This window comes from Flavobacterium sp., from assembly GCF_046153165.1.
Classification (GTDB): domain Bacteria; phylum Bacteroidota; class Bacteroidia; order Flavobacteriales; family Flavobacteriaceae; genus Flavobacterium.
The window spans coordinates 1-20,165 of sequence record NZ_JBJXEN010000101.1; the positions used below are offsets into that span (position 1 = coordinate 1).

15 protein-coding genes are annotated in these 20,165 nt (G+C 33.6%); 13 read left to right on the forward strand and 2 right to left on the reverse strand.

The annotated features are described in order from the left end of the window. The 3 genes from ACKVOV_RS12090 to mfd all read left to right on the forward strand — a co-directional run. Positions 1 to 435: hypothetical protein (locus ACKVOV_RS12090; RefSeq protein ID WP_409207014.1), on the forward strand; the 435-nt coding region annotated here is incomplete at its 5' end. 31 nt (positions 436 to 466) lie between these two features. Continuing rightward, on the forward strand, positions 467 to 2,119 hold the full coding sequence (locus ACKVOV_RS12095) for a T9SS sorting signal type C domain-containing protein (RefSeq protein ID WP_409207015.1): 1,653 nt from the start codon (positions 467 to 469) through the stop codon (positions 2,117 to 2,119). A 143-nt stretch (positions 2,120 to 2,262) separates the two neighbouring features. Then, positions 2,263 to 5,571 carry a transcription-repair coupling factor gene (gene mfd, locus ACKVOV_RS12100; RefSeq protein ID WP_409207054.1) on the forward strand — a complete coding sequence of 1,103 codons (3,309 nt, stop codon included), beginning with the start codon at positions 2,263 to 2,265 and terminating at the stop codon, positions 5,569 to 5,571. Between the two features lie 16 nt (positions 5,572 to 5,587). Here mfd and ACKVOV_RS12105 read toward each other — a convergent pair whose 3' ends face one another. Together ACKVOV_RS12105 and ACKVOV_RS12110 are read right to left on the reverse strand one after the other, a co-directional pair. Next, the gene (locus ACKVOV_RS12105; protein ID WP_409207016.1) at positions 5,588 to 6,097 is read right to left on the reverse strand and encodes an acyl-CoA thioesterase; all 510 of its coding nucleotides are present in this window, start codon (positions 6,095 to 6,097) and stop codon (positions 5,588 to 5,590) included. 107 nt (positions 6,098 to 6,204) lie between these two features. Beyond that, positions 6,205 to 7,149, reverse strand: coding sequence for an SPOR domain-containing protein (locus ACKVOV_RS12110; protein WP_409207017.1), 945 nt, complete (start codon positions 7,147 to 7,149; stop codon positions 6,205 to 6,207). Between the two features lie 117 nt (positions 7,150 to 7,266). On the opposite strand from ACKVOV_RS12110, the gene dprA reads away from it, so the two are divergent. The 10 genes from dprA (at position 7,267) to ACKVOV_RS12160 (ending at position 20,144) form a co-directional block, all read left to right on the forward strand. Continuing rightward, the gene (gene dprA, locus ACKVOV_RS12115) at positions 7,267 to 8,367 is read left to right on the forward strand and encodes a DNA-processing protein DprA (protein ID WP_409207018.1); all 1,101 of its coding nucleotides are present in this window, start codon (positions 7,267 to 7,269) and stop codon (positions 8,365 to 8,367) included. A 72-nt stretch (positions 8,368 to 8,439) separates the two neighbouring features. Continuing rightward, complete coding sequence (locus ACKVOV_RS12120) at positions 8,440 to 9,798, forward strand: rhodanese-related sulfurtransferase (RefSeq protein WP_409207019.1); 1,359 nt, start codon at positions 8,440 to 8,442, stop codon at positions 9,796 to 9,798. Further along, positions 9,798 to 11,039, forward strand: a complete 1,242-nt coding sequence (locus ACKVOV_RS12125; RefSeq protein ID WP_409207020.1) for a peptidase U32 family protein — start codon at positions 9,798 to 9,800, stop codon at positions 11,037 to 11,039. Before ACKVOV_RS12120 ends, ACKVOV_RS12125 begins: the two co-directional genes overlap by 1 nt. Next, complete coding sequence (locus ACKVOV_RS12130) at positions 11,039 to 11,269, forward strand: ferredoxin (protein WP_409207021.1); 231 nt, start codon at positions 11,039 to 11,041, stop codon at positions 11,267 to 11,269. The genes ACKVOV_RS12125 and ACKVOV_RS12130 overlap by 1 nt, the downstream gene beginning before the upstream one ends. Before the next feature lie 164 nt (positions 11,270 to 11,433). Then, positions 11,434 to 12,720 carry a stage 0 sporulation family protein gene (locus ACKVOV_RS12135; protein ID WP_409207022.1) on the forward strand — a complete coding sequence of 429 codons (1,287 nt, stop codon included), beginning with the start codon at positions 11,434 to 11,436 and terminating at the stop codon, positions 12,718 to 12,720. Then, positions 12,695 to 13,195, forward strand: a complete 501-nt coding sequence (locus tag ACKVOV_RS12140) for a gliding motility lipoprotein GldH (RefSeq protein ID WP_409207023.1) — start codon at positions 12,695 to 12,697, stop codon at positions 13,193 to 13,195. Before ACKVOV_RS12135 ends, ACKVOV_RS12140 begins: the two co-directional genes overlap by 26 nt. Before the next feature lie 4 nt (positions 13,196 to 13,199). Further along, complete coding sequence (locus tag ACKVOV_RS12145) at positions 13,200 to 15,524, forward strand: penicillin-binding protein 1A (RefSeq protein ID WP_409207024.1); 2,325 nt, start codon at positions 13,200 to 13,202, stop codon at positions 15,522 to 15,524. Positions 15,525 to 15,695: 171 nt separating this feature from the next. After that, complete coding sequence (locus ACKVOV_RS12150) at positions 15,696 to 16,394, forward strand: CoA transferase subunit A (protein ID WP_409207025.1); 699 nt, start codon at positions 15,696 to 15,698, stop codon at positions 16,392 to 16,394. A gap of 2 nt (positions 16,395 to 16,396) precedes the next feature. Beyond that, positions 16,397 to 17,053: a 3-oxoacid CoA-transferase subunit B gene (locus tag ACKVOV_RS12155; protein ID WP_409207026.1), complete on the forward strand. Its 657-nt coding sequence runs from the start codon at positions 16,397 to 16,399 to the stop codon at positions 17,051 to 17,053. Positions 17,054 to 17,396: 343 nt separating this feature from the next. Next, positions 17,397 to 20,144 carry a M4 family metallopeptidase gene (locus ACKVOV_RS12160; protein WP_409207027.1) on the forward strand — a complete coding sequence of 916 codons (2,748 nt, stop codon included), beginning with the start codon at positions 17,397 to 17,399 and terminating at the stop codon, positions 20,142 to 20,144. Positions 20,145 to 20,165 lie beyond the last annotated feature (21 nt).

Consider the following 20,165-nt stretch of genomic DNA (forward strand, 5'->3'; position numbering starts at 1 on the left):
GAAGCGCAAGCCATCACAAATAACTGGAGTGAATGGAGATTATTTACTTCGGAATTATATCAAAAGCCAAAAGGTACAATTGGCGCTTTTCAACGAAAAACAAAAAATCTAACTCAAAAAGTTGAGGTTTTAAACAATACTATCCCTGAAAGAATAAACAAGCCACAAATAAAAAGTAGGCTGATGGCGATAATTACAAAAGTGAAAGCGCTACATACTTTTATAAATTTAGATAGAATTCCAGAAAAAAAAGTAGTTACTTTGATTACTGACTTGAATATTGAGGTAATTGCTTTTCAAGATCAAATAGAAGAAATTGTGCGTCGTAGCCATATTCAGAAAGAAGAAGGAGAGCAAGAAATGTTAAACTCATTAAATGGTTCACAGCCAGTAAATAACCCAAATAAAAATGTTAAATCTACTGATTTTCAGTAGATTATATTTATATTTGTAAAAAATTAAAGACATGACTAAAAATTACAATACAAACTATTTTTATGCTTTTTCATTTCTGATAATGCTTCTGTTATCAAATATGAGTCAAGCACAAACCACCACCTGGACGGGTTCTTGGGATAATGGTGATCCAGACATTACAAAAGATGTGATTTTTACTGCAAATTACACATCGCCTTCAAATATTTCAGCAAAATCTGTTTTAGTTTCTGGAGGTGCTCAAGTAACAATTGCTAGCAATCATACTTTTACTATTGAAAACAATATTACAGTTGCTGTTGGTTCAAATTTAATTTTTGAAACCAATGCTAGTTTATTACAAATAAATCCTACTGCAATAAACACTGGAAATATAAATTACAAAAGAGATTCGTCTCCCATGAAATTTTTCGAATATACCTATTGGTCAACACCAGTTGCAGGGGAAACTCTAGTAGGTTTTTCTCCACTAACAAGTCCTAGTAGGTTTCACTCTTATGATTCGACGATAAACAATTGGGTAAATGAATCCCCAACAAACACGATGCAATCCGGAAGAGGCTACGCTATTAGATCTCCAGACGATTACACAACGACACCTCAAACTTTTAACGGAGAATTTATTGGTGTGCCCAATAATGGCGATATTCCAACAACCGTAATTGCGTTTAATCCTGGTTTGTTAAATTATAATTTTATTGGAAATCCTTATCCTTCAGCAATTAGTGTAATTAGTTTGTTAGATAATTCTAACCTAGGAACTATGTATTTTTGGACACATAATACAGCAATTGCGGGTAATTCATTTACAACTAATGATTATGCAATTAGAACGAGAACAACGGGAACAGCTGCTATATCTGGCGGAGCAGCGCCTGGATTATTTATAGCGGCAGGGCAAGGTTTTTTCGCATCGGCAGCTACCACCACAACTTTAACATTTAAAAACATTATGAGAGTTGCCAATAGTAATTCTCAGTTTTACAAAAACTCACAAGTAGTTCCTCTAAATTACTACATTCACCTTAACCTAACGAATACTTCTGGCGCATTTAAACAAATTGCTTTTGGATATGAAGAGTTAGCAACAAATGGTTACGATTTTGGAACTGATGCATTGGCTTCTACAGAAGGAGCCATTACATTTTATTCTTTAATTAGTCCTTATACTTTTGGTTTTGGAATACAAGGTCGTTCTTACCCTTGGGATATAAATGATGTCATAGACTTGGGATTCAATGCTACAATTGCTGGCGATTACACCATTGCTATCGATCATGTGAATCCTTTTTTTGATACCCAAGATATTTTTATTGAAGATACAGCCTTGGGAACATATCACAATTTAAAAACTGCTCCATATAATTTTAATACTGCAGTTGGCATATTTAATTCTAGGCTTAAAATTCATTACCAAAACCCATTATTGAGTAACAATGGTTTTACTATAATTGCAAATTCAGTTTTGGTAAATACAAGTAATAACGAAATTGAAATTAATTCTATTTCTGAAAAAATAAAAACTATTCAAGTTTATGATGTTTTAGGTCGTTTAATTTTTGATGAAAAAAATGTAAAAGAAAATAAATTTTCAATTGCAAGTATCAGAAAACAAAACCAAGCTTTGATCATTAAAATCGAATTAGAAAACAATCAAATAGTAACTAAAAAAGTGATTTTTTAATTTCATTTGTACAATAAAAAATCCTGTCTTATCGTAGAAATGAGACAGGATTTTTTTTGCATAAAAAGTCAAAGTATATTTGCATAAAATAATTTCCATTGAGCACCGAAATCATCTCTAAAAAATACAGCGAACAAGCCAAAATTGTTAATCTATCTAAAGCAATTACTGGCGACAACAAAATTCATATTAAAGGATTGGTTGGTTCCTCATTTTCATTTGTCATTCAAGCTTTGTTTGCAAAAAGCGAAAATTCCTTTTTGTTATTGTGTAACGAAAAAGAAGAAGCTGCTTATATATTGAATGATTTAGAACAGCTCGTTGGCGATCAGGATGTGTTATTTTATCCGAGCTCTTACAGAAGACCTTATCAAATTGAGGATACGGACAATGCAAATATTTTACTCCGATCAGAGGTTTTAAACAGAATAAACTCTCGCAAAAAACCAGCTATTATTGTTTCTTATCCGGAAGCTATTTTTGAGAAAGTGGTAACTAAGAAAGAATTAGAAAAAAATACTTTAAAAATTTCGGTTGGAGACCAAGTGTCTATCGATTTTATAAATGAAGTTTTATTTGAATACGAATTCAAAAGAGTCGATTTTATTACAGAACCTGGCGAATTTTCTGTTCGTGGCGGAATTTTAGATGTATTTTCTTTTTCCAATGATAATCCGTACCGAATCGAGTTTTTTGGTAACGAAGTAGATAGCATTCGAACTTTCGATGTGGCCACACAACTATCAATCGAAAAGAAAAACAAAATTGCGATTATACCCAATTTCGAAAATAAATTTTTACAAGAAAATAGAGAAAGTTTTCTAGAATATATAAATGCTAGAACAACTATTTTTATTCAAAATACAGATTTATTATTAACTCATCTTGACAAATTATTTAGCAAAGCTGAAGAAACTTTCGAGAAGTTAAACAAAGATATTAAGCACGCTTCGCCAGAACAATTATTTCTAAATCAGAAGGCATTCATCAAGCAAGCCTTAAATTTTTGTGTGGTCGAAACGGCTTCGAAACCTACTTTTAGAACATCGGAAACTTTCGAGTTTCATATCAAACCACAACCTTCTTTCAATAAACAATTCGATTTGTTGTTAAATAATTTGAAAGACAACCAAGAACACAATTACAAAAATTATTTGTTTTGTTCGAATCAGCAACAAGCCAAACGTTTTCATGATATTTTTGAGAGTCTTGATGAACAAAATCACGAAACCATAACCAAGCAATACGAAACTATTGTTTTGCCATTGTATCAAGGTTTTATTGATGAAGAAAATCAAATTGCTTGTTATACTGACCATCAAATTTTTGAGCGTTATCATAAATTTAGCATCAAAAATGGTTATTCAAAAAAACAAACCATAACGCTAAAAGAACTGACTTCACTGGTAGTTGGCGATTATGTAACGCACATTGACCACGGAATTGGAAAATTTGGAGGCTTGCAAAAAATACAAGTTGAAGGCAAAACACAAGAAGCTATAAAACTAGCGTATGCTGATAATGATATTGTATATGTAAGTATTCATTCGCTGCACAAAATCTCAAAATATACAGGTAAAGATGGCTCACCTCCCAAGATTTATAAACTTGGTTCTGGCGCTTGGAAAGCTTTAAAACAAAAAACCAAAGCCCGAGTAAAACATATTGCATTCAATTTAATTCAATTGTATGCCAAACGAAGATTAGACAAAGGATTTGCTTTTGCACCCGATAGTTATTTGCAACACGAGTTAGAAAGTTCTTTTATTTACGAAGATACACCAGACCAGTTAAAATCGACACAAGAAGTAAAAGCCGACATGGAAAGTGATCGCCCAATGGACAGATTGGTTTGCGGTGATGTAGGTTTCGGAAAAACAGAAGTCGCTATTCGCGCAGCATTTAAAGCGGTAGATAACGGAAAACAAGTTGCTATATTAGTACCAACAACCATTTTAGCATACCAACATTATCGCACATTTAGCGAAAGGTTAAAAGATATGCCAGTGACTATTAATTATGTAAATCGATTTAGAACTGCCAAACAAAAAGCCGAAACACTAAAAGATTTAGAATCGGGAAGACTTGATATTATTATAGGAACGCATCAATTAGTAAGTAAAAATGTAATTTTTAAAGATTTAGGATTACTTATCGTTGACGAAGAACAAAAATTTGGGGTTAATGTAAAAGACAAACTCAAAACCATTACTCAAAATGTCGATACATTAACACTAACGGCAACACCAATCCCGAGAACTTTACAGTTTTCGCTCATGGCAGCAAGAGATTTATCTGTAATTACCACGCCACCACCCAATCGTTATCCTATCGAAACCAATGTGGTTGGTTTTAATGAAGAAACGATTCGTGATGCTATTTCTTTCGAAATTGAACGTGGCGGACAAGTGTTTTTCATTAATAATCGAATTGAAAATATTAAGGAAGTCGCAGGTATGATCCAGCGATTGGTTCCTGATGCCAAAGTGGGTATTGGTCACGGACAAATGGACGGTAAAAAACTCGAAGAGCTCATGTTGGCGTTTATGGAAGGTGAGTTTGATGTTCTGGTCGCTACAACAATCATCGAAAGCGGATTAGATGTACCGAATGCGAATACGATTTTTATTAACAATGCAAATAATTTTGGATTATCCGATTTGCATCAAATGCGAGGTCGAGTGGGTCGAAGCAATAAGAAAGCTTTTTGCTATTTTATTACGCCTCCTTATTCTGTCATGACCGAAGATGCTAGAAAGCGAATTCAAGCTTTAGAGCAATTTTCGGAACTGGGAAGTGGTTTAAATATTGCCATGAAAGATCTCGAAATTCGTGGTGCAGGAGATTTATTAGGTGGTGAACAAAGCGGTTTCATAAACGAAATAGGTTTTGATACCTATCAGAAAATTATGAATGAAGCTATCGAAGAACTTAAAGAAAATGAATTTAAGGATTTGTATGAAAACGACGACGAAACGGTAGAAAAGGAATATGTAAAAGATTTACAAATTGATTCTGATTTCGAATTATTGTTCCCAGACGATTACATTAATAGTGTGACCGAACGTTTGGCTTTGTATAATGCATTAGCAATTATTAAAGACGAAAAAGGATTACTAGAATATGAAAAACAACTTATTGATCGTTTTGGTCCTTTGCCAAAACAAGCCATTGCTTTATTAAATAGTTTGCGTATAAAATGGATTGCTACCCAAATTGGGGTTGAAAAACTAATCCTAAAACAAGGCAAAATGGTTTGCTATTTTGTGTCAGACCAGCAAAGTGATTATTACCAATCGAAACGTTTTCATCAAGTATTACAATTTGTACAAAAACAACCGCAATTGTGCAAAATGAAAGAAAAAGAAACCAAAAATGGGTTGAGGTTACTATTAACTTTCGAAAATGTAAAAAGTATTAAAAAGGCGCTAGAATTGATGGAGATGATTTAATAAAATAATTTATCTATTACAAAAACAAAGCTTTCAATTCAGTTGCATCACTCGGTTTCATTTTTCCAGCTAGAACTAAACTTAATTGTTTTCTTCGCAAAGCAGCATCAAATCTAGATTTTTCTTCGTCGGTTTGAGGATCAATTGCAGGAACTTCGACAGGATGTCCAGTTTCATCAACAGCTACAAACGTATAAATTGCTTCATTGGCTTTGCTTCTATTCCCAGATTCACGATCTTCAACCCAAACGTCAATAAAAATTTCCATCGAAGTTCTAAAACTTCTAGACACCTTTGCTTCAACAGTGACTACACTTCCTAAAGGAATAGCTTTATTAAAAGCAACATGATTTACAGATGCTGTTACAGTAATTCTACGAGAATGTCTTCTAGCAGATATACTTGCCGCACGATCCATTCTGGCTAATAATTCACCTCCAAAAAGATTGTTCAATGGGTTGGTTTCGCCTGGTAAAACCATATCTGTAAGAATTGTCAATGATTCTGAAGGAAATTTTGCTTGCATGAGATTATTTTTTTTGCAAAGATAAACGGAAAGTATATGTTACAGAAAAAAAATTGCCACAAATTAGAAAACTTGTGGCTAAAATATAAATAAGTCTTTTTATTTTATTATAACTCCTGAATGAGAAGCCAAGCGGCAGGATTGATCGAATCTTGTATTTGAGTCATCTTGTATTGCGCTTCGGTATAAGTAGCAAAACTACCGTAAACTACAGGAATTAAACCATTAGAATTCCTATCAAGAATTCTAGCATTATAACCTTTAGAGACTAAAAATTCTAATTCTTTATTAGCGTTTCTTTCATTTCTAAAAGCGCCAGCCATTATATGAAAAGGCAATGTTTTTTTAGTTTCAATTTCAGAAATTGTAACTGCAGGATTATCTATAAAAAAAGTAGCTTCTTGAATTTTAGCATTTACTTCTTTCTGAACATCGGCTTGTACGATAAGCGTTTCCTGTTGTTCAGCCTGATTTATATAAGCTTTATAACCAAAACCTGTTGTACCTAATGATAATATAAAAATAGCAGCATATTTTAAATACGGATTTAAATACCTTCTGTTTTCAGTAGTTGAGATTTGATAAATAACTTCTTTTTCTTCAAATTCTTCTGCTTTAGCAATCGAAAACTCTCTTTTTATTAATGGAGAAACAAATGAGCTTAATCCAAAAGAAGCCGTCAAATAATTTAAATGATTTGAAGGTTCAAAAACCAAATTATTTTCTTGGTTTAATCTTAGTTCACCAATGTTTTTAAGTAATAAAAAACGATTACTTTCTAGCTCACTTTTCCACAATAAAATAGTTTTTTCAATAGCAAATACAGCTTGCTCGTAACTCATTTTTTCTGAAACCGAAATGTGATTAGCTAATAATCCATCATTATTTTTTAAATGAGAATTAAAAGAAATTACTTTCCTTGGTGCATAAAAAGTTTGATTACTTTCTTGTATGTTTGCAGGAATAGTTTCGGCTAAAAAAGCTCCAAAACCAGGAACGGTAACACACTGGAAACGATATAATAATTGAGATATGTGATCGGCTATATTCATTAAAGCAAAATTATAAAACGCAAGCGAAAAAAATAATGTTATTAACAAATGTTATTAACAAATGTTATTAACAATTTTGCATTTATTTGGTGCTTTGAAAAAATATTTAAAGAATTTATGACAGAAACTGAGTTACATTATTTATTAGCATTACAAAAAGTAGATGGAGTTGGCGATATTATAGCTAAGAAGTTACTGAATCACTTTGGTTCTGCGGAAGCTATTTTTTCTGCTAAAAATAGTCAACTTGCCACCGTAGATGGAATAGGCAGAACTTTATTAAACAATCTAAAAGACAAAACTATTTTTGCACAAGCCGAAATAGAACTAAAATATATCCAAAACAATAATATTACTGTTTCTTATTTTAAAGAGGAGAATTATCCCGAAAAATTAAAACATTGTATTGATGGTCCTGTACTACTATTTACTGCGGGAAATATCAACTTGAAACAAAAAAGAATTATTAGTATAGTTGGCACAAGACAAATTACCTCTTACGGAATTGATTTTTGTAAAAAACTCATCGCCGATTTAGCACCACTCGACCCAATAATTGTTAGCGGTTTTGCTTACGGAGTAGATATTGTAGCACACCAAGCCGCTTTAGAAAATAACTTGCAGACTATTGGCGTTCTTGCCCACGGATTAAATCAAATATACCCGAAAACACATAAAAAACACATGTCTAAAGTCGAAGAAAATGGCGGCTTTATGACTGAATTTTGGAGTAATTCTAGCCCCGAAAGAGAAAATTTTGTAAGAAGAAATCGTATTGTGGCAGGAATATCGGAAGCAACTATTGTGATAGAAAGTGCCGACTCTGGCGGATCGCTCATCACAGCAAACATGGCAAATGATTACAATCGAGATGTTTTTGCTGTTCCAGGAAGAATTTCCGATAAGTACAGTCAAGGTTGTAATAATTTGATAAAAACCCAACGAGCACATTTACTTTCCAGTGCTGCCGATTTAGTTTATATTCTTAATTGGGAATTAGAAAGGAAAGAGAAATCAGTACAAAAACAATTATTTGTTACCCTCGAACCCGAGGAACAGTTAATTTATGATTTCCTTCAAAAAAACGGCAAAGAACTCATGGATACCATCGCCATTGAATGTAATTTCCCTGTTTTTAAATTATCTTCATTATTATTAAATATGGAACTAAAAGGTGTGATGAGACCTTTGCCTGGAAAATTGTTTGAAGTTATATAAAAAGTTATAAATTTGCACTCGAATTCTTCCATTTAGAACTCACAACATATTTCTCACTTAAACGTTTATAGCATGCAACTGTATAACACCTTAAGCGCAGAAGAAAGAGCCGAGCTGATAGATCAAGCTGGCAAACAACGCCTTACGTTGTCTTTCTATGCGTATGCCAAAATCGAAAACCCACAACAATTTCGCGACGATTTATTTATAGCTTGGAACAAGCTCGACGCTCTTGGTCGAACGTATGTAGCCAAAGAAGGAATTAATGCTCAGATGAGCGTTCCTGCCGAAAACTTTGAAGCTTTCCGCGAAACATTAGAAGCGTATGACTTTATGAAAAACATTCGATTAAATGTCGCTGTTGAACATGATGATCATTCATTTTTGAAACTGACTGTAAAAGTCCGTGACAAAATTGTAGCTGATGGATTAAACGACGAAACTTTCGATGTAACGAATATCGGAGTTCATTTGAAAGCCAATGAATTTAATCAAATATTAGACGATCCCAATACGATTGTGGTCGATTTTAGAAATCACTATGAAAGCGAAATTGGTCATTTTAAAGGCGCTATTACTCCCGATGTGGAGACTTTTCGAGAATCATTACCCATCATCAATGAACAATTAAAAGATTTTAAAGAAGATAAAAACCTAGTCATGTACTGCACAGGTGGTATTCGTTGCGAGAAAGCTTCGGCTTATTTTAAACATCAAGGATTTAAAAATGTATTCCAATTAGAAGGCGGAATTATCAATTATGCTAAGCAGATTAAGGAAGAAAATCTTGAAAGTAAATTCATTGGGAAAAATTTCGTTTTCGACCATCGTTTAGGAGAAAGAATTACTAATGATATTGTTTCACAATGTCATCAATGTGGAAAACCGTGTGACAATCATACGAATTGTGAGAACGACGGTTGTCATTTATTATTCATTCAATGTGAAGAATGTAAAATAGCTATGGAAAATTGTTGTTCTACCGAATGTTTAGATACCATTCATTTGCCATTAGTGGAACAAGTAAAACTAAGAAGAGGAATTCAAGTAGGAAATAAAGTTTTCCGAAAAGGAAAATCCGAGAAATTATTGTTCAAACATTCTGGAGAGTTGTCAGACAAACCATTGGCTGTCGCAAATAATTCGGTCGATATTCGTCAAAAAATTAAAACGAAAAAAGTCTTAATTGGAAAAGTAGAACATTATTACGCAAAAGCACAAGTCGGGCTTTTTATTATTGAAAATAAAGAATTAACCATTGGCGATAAAATATTAATTTCTGGGCCAACTACTGGAAATGAAGAATTAATTCTAGAAAAAATGTTTGTTAATGGAATTGAAAGTACAAAAGCAAAACTAGGCGATAAAGTAACTTTTGAAATTCCTTTTAGAGTGCGTTTGTCAGATACATTATTTAAAATCATTAGCTAATGACAACCTCTGGAAGAATTGAGCTAATGGCTCCAGCCGGAAATTTCGAATCGATGCAAGCAGCTTTAGATAACGGTTGTGATTCTATTTATTTTGGTGTAGAACAATTAAATATGCGAGCCCGAGCAACAGTAAATTTCGTTTTAGACGATTTACCAGAAATTGCTCGCCGATGCAAAGAAAAAAATGTTAGAACCTATCTGACTTTAAACACCATTATTTACGATCATGATTTATCTGTCGTAAAAACATTATTAACTAAGGCTAAAGAAGTTGGAATTACAGCAGTAATCGCTTCCGATCAAGCGGTAATTATGACTGCAAAAACGATGGGAATCGAAGTTCATATTTCAACCCAATTGAATGTTACTAATATAGAAACTGTAAAGTTTTACAGTTTATTTGCCGACACAATTGTCCTTTCTCGGGAGTTGAGTTTGCGTCAAGTTAAAAAAATTACCGACGATATTATAAAAGACCAAATCAAAGGACCAAGTGGGAATTTAGTAGAAATTGAAATCTTCGGTCATGGTGCTTTGTGTATGGCAGTTTCTGGAAAATGTTACTTGAGTTTACATTCAAATAATTCCTCTGCAAATCGTGGTGCTTGCAAACAAAATTGTCGAAAAAAATATACGGTTATCGATCAGGAAACTGGATTTGAAATCGAAGTGGATAACGAATATTTAATGTCTCCTAAAGATTTGTGTACCATCGATTTTCTTGATCAAGTGATTGATGCTAGAATTCAAGTTCTCAAAATTGAAGGTCGTGGTCGCGCCCCAGAATATGTAGCTACTGTAATTAAAACATACCGAGAAGCTATCGATGCTTATTATGAAGGTACTTTCACCAAAGAAAAAATCAGTATTTGGATGGAAGAACTTGCTACTGTTTACAATCGTAGTTTTTGGAGCGGGTATTATCTAGGACAAAAATTAGGAGAATGGAGTAATACTTCTGGATCTAACGCAACGCAAAAGAAAGTATATGTAGGCAAAGGAGTTCATTATTTTCCGAAAGCAAATATTGCTGAATTTAAAATCGAAGCATACGATATCAAAAAAGGAGATAAAATTTTAATTACAGGCTCAAGTACTGGAGCTCAAGAATTAATAATTGAAGAAATGTTTGTTAATGATATAGATGCTGAAAAAGCAACTAAAGGAGATAGTTGTACATTAAGAGTGCCTTTTAGAATCAGATTGTCGGATAAAATGTACAAAATCGTAGAAAACTAATGGTCATTGTTACGCTACAAAGAGACAAATGTATTGGCTGTAATTATTGTGTAGAAATGGCACCAATACAATTTCAGATGTCTAAAAAAGACGGAAAATCGGTACTTATTCATTCGCAAAATGCCAAAGGTTTTTACACTTTAAAATCATCTGATCATACCATTGTAGAAAATTGTGAATTAGCTGTAAAGGCATGCCCAGTCAATATTATTACTATTAAAGAAACATAAAAAAAGAAGTCTTTTGTAAATAAACCTTTTGTAAATAAACGAACAAAAGGTTTTTTTTTGTTTAACAAAATCTTCAAACTAAAAAATACTATCTTTACACTCAAAACGTTTTACTAAAAGTAGTTCCGATTCAAAATCGGAATGACCAATATATATTCAAAATTATGGCATGTACAAGTTGTTCAACTTCCGATGGTGGTGCACCAAAGGGGTGTAAAAATAATGGGACTTGCGGCACCGATAGCTGCAACAAATTAACTGTTTTCGATTGGCTTTCTAACATGACTTTACCAGGAGGACAAGCACCTTTCGATTGTGTGGAAATTCGTTTTAAAAACGGAAGAAAGGAATTTTATCGTAACTCAGAAAAGCTAACTCTTAGTATTGGAGATATTGTGGCGACCGAGGCTTCTCCAGGACATGATATAGGAATTGTGACTTTAACAGGGGAATTGGTTAAAGTACAAATGAAGAAAAAAGCAGTAAATCACGAAGGTGAAATACCAAAAATATACCGAAAAGCATCTCAGAAAGACATCGATATTTGGAGCACAGCTCGTGATAAAGAAGAACCTATGAAGGTTAGAGCTCGAGAAATTGCAATAGGTTTAAAACTCCAAATGAAAATTTCGGATATAGAATTTCAAGGTGATGGATCTAAAGCCACTTTTTATTATACCGCAGAAGATAGAGTCGATTTCAGACAATTAATTCGTGATTTTGCCTCTGCATTTAGTACAAGAGTCGAAATGAAACAAGTTGGTTTTCGTCAAGAAGCCGCTCGTTTGGGAGGAATTGGTTCTTGTGGTCGTGAGTTGTGTTGTTCTACTTGGTTAACCGATTTTAGAAGTGTAAATACATCGGCAGCACGTTACCAACAATTATCATTAAATCCTCAAAAGCTAGCAGGACAATGCGGAAAACTAAAATGTTGTTTGAATTATGAGTTAGATACTTATATGGATGCTCTGAAAGATATTCCAGACATGGAAACCAAACTTTCTACCGAAAAAGGCGATGCAATTTGCCAAAAAATAGATATTTTTAAGGGATTAATGTGGTTTGCTTACATAGGGAATTTTGCGCAATGGCATATTCTTAAAGTTGCTCAAGTTAAAGAAATCATAGAGCAAAATAAACAAAAAATTAAAGTCTCTGCATTAGAAGACTTTGCTATCGAGATTGAAAAACCAGCAGTAGAGAAAACTTTTCAAAATGCAATGGGGCAAGATAGTTTAACTCGTTTTGACCAGCCTAAAAAGAGTAATAATAACAAGAAAAACAATAAAAATCGTCGCCCAGAAGTTGCTGGTAAAGAAAAAAATACAAATGCAGCTCCAAAGGTAATTCAAAAAATTACTCCTAATTCAAACCAGAATAACCAAAACCAAAATAAACCAAACACAAACGGCCCAAAAATTAGAAATGAAAAGAAAGATTCTAACAAATAGTTTTTTATTGTTTTTTGTCGCTTTTGGATTTATTTCGTGCGACAAATCTCAAGTTTTTGATGAGTATCATACCTTTGAAGATGGTTGGAAAAAAAACAGCATCATCAATTTTACTTTCAACCAAGAGGTTTCAAAAAAACCTTATAATTTGTTCATTAACATTCGTGACAACGATGATTATGAATTTAGTAATTTATTTTTGATTGTTAAATTAGAACATCCAGATGGCTTAACAAAAATTGATACATTAGAATATCAAATGGCAAATCCAGACGGAAGTCTTCTTGGCGAAGGATTTTCCGATATAAAAGAAAGTAAATTGTGGTATAAAGAAAAAATGATGTTTCCAAAAAAAGGAAAATATAAACTCTCTATACAACAAGCTGTAAGGCAAACTGGAAAAGTAAAAGGAGTTGAAAAATTAGACGGAATTACAGAAATAGGTTTTAGAATAGAATCGTTAGAAAAACAATAAAAAAATGGCACAAAAACTGAATACTCGCAAACCAGATTATTCACAATATGTGAAAAAGTTTTGGAAATATTTCTTCATCGCTTTTGGCGGAATATTATTGTTTTTTCTATTTGCCTCTTGGGGTCTTTTTGGCTCAATGCCTTCATTTTCTGAGTTAGAAAACCCAGAATCTAATCTTGCTACCGAAATAATTTCTGCCGACGGTGTAACACTAGGTAAGTTTTACAACGAAAACAGAACACCAATAAAATACAAAGATTTACCCAAACATTTGGTAGATGCTTTAATATCTACCGAAGATGAACGTTTTAGAGAACATTCAGGAATTGACGGAAAAAGAACCTTAAGCGCCACTTTAAGCTTAGGAAGACGAGGCGGAGCAAGTACATTAACACAACAATTAGCAAAATTACTTTTTCACGGAGAAGGCTCTAAATTTCTGCCTTTTAGAATGATTCAAAAAGTAAAAGAATGGATTATTGCTATTCGTCTAGAACGTCAGTATACAAAGGATGAAATTATTGCTATGTATCTTAATAAAGCCGATTTTATTAATACTGCAGTAGGAATTCGTTCTGCATCAAAAGTATATTTTGCTAAAGAGCCTAAACAACTAACAGTCGATGAGGCTGCCATGTTAGTAGGAATGCTAAAAAATCCATCGTTATTTAATCCTTTGCGAAGAGAAGAAAAAGTAAGAGAACGCAGAAATGTGGTTCTAAAACAAATGGAGAAAAATGGTTGTTTATCTACATCAGATAAAGAAAAATACCAAAGCAAACCGATTGTGTTAACTTTTACACCCGAAAAATATAACGAAGGTTCAGCTACTTATTTCCGTGAGTATCTTCGCGATTATATGAAAAAATGGGCTTTAGAAAACAAAAAAGAAGATGGTTCCGATTATAATATTTATTCAGATGGATTAAAAATATATACCACTATCGATTCTAGAATGCAATTGTACGCCGAAGAAGCGGTAAAAGAGCATTTAAAAAACTTACAAGAAGAGTTTTTCTTAGAAGCCAAACAAAACAAAACTGCACCATTTATTAGAATTACGCAACCAGAAATAGACAAATTGATGATGCGTTCTATGAAAAACACAGAGCGTTGGAGAATCATGTCGGAAGAAGGAAAAGACGAAGATGAAATTATAAAATCATTTAGTATCAAAACTAAAATGACTGTGTTTACTTGGGACGGAGACAAAGATGTCGAAATGACTCCAATGGATTCTATTAGATATTACAAACATTTCTTGCAACCAGGAGTAATGTCTATGGAGCCACAAACAGGGCAAGTAAAAGTTTGGGTTGGTGGTATCGATTACAGATATTTTCAGTACGATCACGTAGGCTTAGGAGCACGTCAGGTAGGATCTACATTCAAACCATTTGTGTATGCAACTGCGATCGAACAATTAGGAATGTCACCGTGTGATACAATTATCGACGGACCATTTATAATTCGCAAAGGGAAACACAACGTAACCGAAGACTGGGAACCAAGGAATTCTGACGGAAAATACCGAGGCATGGTAACGCTTAAAAAAGCATTAGCAAATTCTATTAATACTGTTTCGGCAAAACTAATAGACAAAACAGGACCAGATGCAGTCATTGCTTTAATGAGAAAACTAGGTGTAAATTCCGAAATTCCATCGCAACCATCTATCGCATTGGGAGCTGTCGATATTACTGTAAAAGATATGGTAGCAGCTTATAGCACATTTGCCAACCAAGGAATATACATGAAACCACAAGTGATTTCGAAAATAGAAGACAAAAACGGAAACGTTATCTACGAACCAAAAATGGAATCTAGAGATGTACTTAGTAAAGATATTGCTTATGCAGTAATCAAATTATTAGAAGGAGTTACAGAATCTGGTTCAGGAGCTAGACTAAGAGGAACAGGTTCAGGAGGTTATGCTTACAAACGTGTAACAGGATATCCGTACGGATTTACAAATCCAATTGCGGGGAAAACAGGAACCACACAAAATCAATCAGATGGTTGGTTTATGGGAATGGTTCCCAATCTTGTGACAGGTGTTTGGGTAGGAAACGAAGACCGTTCTGCACATTTTAGAACCATCGCAAACGGACAAGGAGCCACTATGGCATTGCCTATTTGGGGGTTATTTATGAAAAAATGTTATGCTGATCCTAATTTACATGTCTCTAAAGAAGATTTTGAACGCCCAAAAAACCTAACGATAAATGTCGATTGTGCCACCGAAAGAAGAGTAATTCGAGACACTACAGCGAGAGATTCAACAGCAGTAAAACCAGAAGAACAAAACACAGACGAATTTGGTATTTAATTATTAGGAGCTAATCCTGCTATCCGTTCCAAACGAAGTTCACTGAACTCCATTTAAATAAACGTTAAGTGAAGTAATCTTTTACTTTTTAAAGAAAAAGGATTTCACTACTATCAGGGCTAGGGCAAAAAGGTAAAAACAAGTACTAAAATAAAATGTAAGTCAATAAAAATGATATACAAAAAAGTAAGTAATGTACAAGAAGCATTACAAGATATACAAGACGGACAAACTATCATGTTAGGTGGTTTCGGACTTTGCGGAATCCCGGAAAACAGCATTGCCGAACTAGTAAAAAAAGATATAAAAGAACTAACTTGTATATCTAACAATGCGGGAGTCGATGGTTTCGGACTAGGTTTACTCTTAGAAAAACACCAAATCAAAAAAATGATTTCATCTTACGTAGGAGAAAATGCCGAGTTCGAACGCCAAATGTTATCAGGAGAACTTGAAGTCGAACTCACACCACAAGGCACACTTGCCGAAAAATGCAGATCTGCACAAGCAGGAATTCCAGCATTTTTTACGCCAGCAGGTTTCGGAACCGAAGTGGCTGAAGGAAAAGAATCTAGAGAATTTAACGGCAAAATGCACATTATGGAACTTGCTTATAAAGCTGATTTTTCTATAGTAAAAGCTTGGAAAGGTGACACAGCTGGAAACTTAATTTTTAAAGGAACGGCCAGAAACTTTAATTCATGCATGGCTGGTGCAGCAAAAATAACCATTGCTGAAGTCGAAGAATTAGTAGAAGCTGGAGCATTAGATCCAAATCAAATTCATATTCCCGGAATTATGGTCAATCGTATTTTTCAAGGGGAAAAATTTGAAAAAAGAATAGAACAACGCACCGTTAGAACAAGATAATTATGGCTTTAGATAAAAATCAAATTGCAAAACGCATTGCGCAAGAAGTACAAAACAATTATTTCGTAAACTTAGGAATTGGAATTCCAACTCTAGTGGCTAATTATGTTCGTGAGGATATTTCAGTCGAATTTCAAAGTGAGAATGGAGTACTAGGAATGGGACCTTTCCCATACGAAGGTGAAGAAGATGCTGATATTATCAACGCAGGAAAACAAACCATTACCACATTGCCAGGTGCTAGTTTCTTCGATTCTGCTTTTAGTTTCGGAATGATTCGTGCACAAAAAGTAGATTTAACGATTTTGGGAGCTATGGAAGTTTCTGAGAATGGTGATATTGCCAACTGGGAAATTCCAGGAAAAATGGTAAAAGGAATGGGAGGAGCAATGGATTTAGTTGCTTCTGCCGAAAATATTATCGTTGCCATGATGCATGTAAATAAAGCAGGCGAAAGTAAAATCCTAAAAAAATGTACTTTACCACTAACCGGAGTTGGTTGTGTAAAAAAAGTAGTTACAGAATTAGCCGTTTTGGAAATTACACCAAAAGGATTTAGATTACTAGAACGCGCACCAGGAGTTTCAGTAGATGACATTATAAAAGCCACCGAAGCAACGTTAATTATAGATGGAGAAATTCCCGAGATGGTAATATAAAATATACTTAAATAATTTTTTATAGATAGCAATACTTTTTAGTATTGCTATTTTTTTTAAGAGTTTTTAAAAACTTATTATTTTACATTTTATCGATTATTGACTTCATTTTATCGATTATATTAAGAAAATTTTAAAATAAATTAATTAATTTTAGTTTATTCACAATTATTTAATAGATTCGTCCTGCATTTTATAAAAACATATTTTATTCTATTTTTTTATAAATTATAGCTTTACGGTTAAATTTTAACACAATGTGAGGAAAACCCGTAAAATAATTTATATAAACAAAATAGTTTTACATTTTTATAATACTAACCAACCAAAAACCAAATTAATTATGAAAAAACAATTCAGAGGCGTTGCCTCAGTGTTTGCGTTGTCCTTATTTACGCTATCCAGTTTTGCTCAAGAAAAGGATAAAAACGTAAATCAAAAATCTTCTGGCGAAAACGGTTTGCCAAACTTAATTACATTTAATGAAAAATCAACTTATAAAAGTTCTGATTTTCAACAAGTCTTTAAAGATCAATTGGGTCTAAAACAAAACGAATCCTTTTCTAAAATTAAAAATGAATCAGATCCACAAGGATTTACCCACGAGAAATTTCAATTATTTCACCAAGGAATTAAAGTAGAATTTTCAACTTACACATTACACTCAAAAAATGGCAAAGTAGCCTCTATGAGTGGTGAATTTTATAATATCAAGGATATAAATATTGTTCCATCAATGTCTGCTGAATCAGCTTTTAATAAAGCGCTAAGCTATATTGGAGCAAAACATTATTTGTGGGAAAACCAATCAGACGCAGATAATATAGGTTATAAAAAACCACAAGGAGAATTGGTTTTATTACCAGTCATGCCAGAACAAGGTCAAAAAAGAGCTACAGACGATTTACGTTTAGCTTACAAATTTGACATATATGCAACAAATCCTATTAGTCGTGGTGACTTGTATATTGATGCCAATACTGGTGAACGTTTATTTTATAACGCAACAATCAAACACTTAGGCGAATATAGCCATGGTGGAAAATCTGTTGCTTCAGATGAGAAAAATACAAAAAATAATAATTTGGCTTTTGTAGCAGCAAATGCAGCTACTCGCTATAGCGGAACACAAAGCATTCAAACAACTTTAAGTGGTTCTTCATATATCTTATCAGATGCTACGAGAGGATTAGGAGTACAAACATTTAACTCAGCCAGAACAGCAACTTATCCTACTACAAACTTTACAGATGTAGATAACAATTGGACTGCAACCGAATTTAATAATACTAATAAAGACAACGGTGCTTTAGATGCACATTGGGGTGCTGAAAAAACCTATGATTATTGGTCTACTGTTCACGCTAGAAATAGTTATGATAATGCAGGAGCAAAAATTAAAAGTTATGTTCATTACAACCTAATAGCTGCTGGATATCCTGATAACAATAATGCTTTTTGGAATGGGAGCGTAATGACATACGGAGATGGAAGTGGCACAGGAGGTTTTGATATCCTAACTGCGATTGATGTTGCTGGTCATGAAATTGGTCATGCTGTATGTACTTATACTGCAAACTTAACATACCAAAATGAATCAGGAGCAATGAATGAAGCTTTTTCAGATATCTGGGGAGCTTGTATAGAAAACAATGCTGCACCAACAAAATCAATTTGGTTAATTGGTGAAGATATTGAAAGAAGATCTGGTCACTTATCATTACGTTCAATGAGTAATCCAAAAACCGAAAACCAACCTGATACTTACAAAGGATTAAAATGGTATACAGGAACTGCAGATTCTGGTGGAGTACACACAAACTCTGGGGTATTAAACCATTGGTTTTATATTTTATCTGTTGGGAAATCTGGCACAAATGATATTGGAAGTACCTACAATGTTACAGGAATAACAATTACTAAAGCCGCTAAAATTGCCTATCGTTTAGAAAGTGTTTATTTAACTGCAAATTCAACTTATGCAAGTGCAAGAACATCTGGAATTCAATCAGCAATAGATTTATATGGAGCCGGTTCTGCAGAAGTTATTGCAACTACAAATGCGTTTTACGCAGTAGGAATTGGAGCTGCTTATGCAGGTTCCGCAGATACTGTTGCTCCTTCTGTCCCAGCTAGTTTAGCCGCTTCAGGAACAACATCATCTTCTACTAATTTATCTTGGACAGCATCTACAGATAATGTTGCTGTAACAGGATATAATGTTTATAACGGAGCTACTTTAGCAACAACAGTAACAGGAACAACTGCAACAATATCAGGACTTACAGGCTCCACTGCTTATACATTTACTGTAAAAGCTAAAGATGCAGCGGGTAATCTTTCAGCTGCAAGTAATGCTGTAAGTGTTACAACTTTAGCTGGTTCGGCAGTTACTTACTGTACTTCTGCAAGCACAAATACAGCTGATGAAAAAATAGGAAAAGTTGTTTTAGGATCTATAAGTAATACGTCAACTGGAACAACTGGTTATGAAAACTTTACTGCTTTATCTACTAACCTAGTTAGATCTACTGCAAATACAATTACTATCACACCATCTTGGACATCGACAGTTTATGCAGAAGGTTATGCCGTTTGGATTGATTATAACAAAAACGGATTGTTTACAGATGCAGGAGAATTAGTTTTCTCTAAAGCAGCTTCAACAGCAACACCAGCTACTGGATCATTTACTGTTCCTGCTACCGCAACATTAGGAGCAACTAGGATGAGAGTTTCTATGAAGTATAACGCTATTCCTACCTCTTGTGAATCATTTACTTATGGTCAAGTTGAAGATTATACCGTAAACATCACAGCTGCTTTTGCTGTAACTGCAATATCATCAGTTAACGACATTGAAGGATTATCATTTAATTTATATCCTAATCCTGTAGAAAACGTGTTGAATGTTTCTGTGATTGATAACAGAAAAACAACTTATAGAATTTACAACATGATTGGGCAAGATGTAAAATCAGGAAACCTTAATCAAGGTGAAATTAACATTTCTAATCTTGAATCTGGACTTTACATTTTTGAACTAAATGATGGAGAAAAAACACTAACTAAAAAATTCGTTAAAAAGTAATCTTTTTATATTGAAACTAAA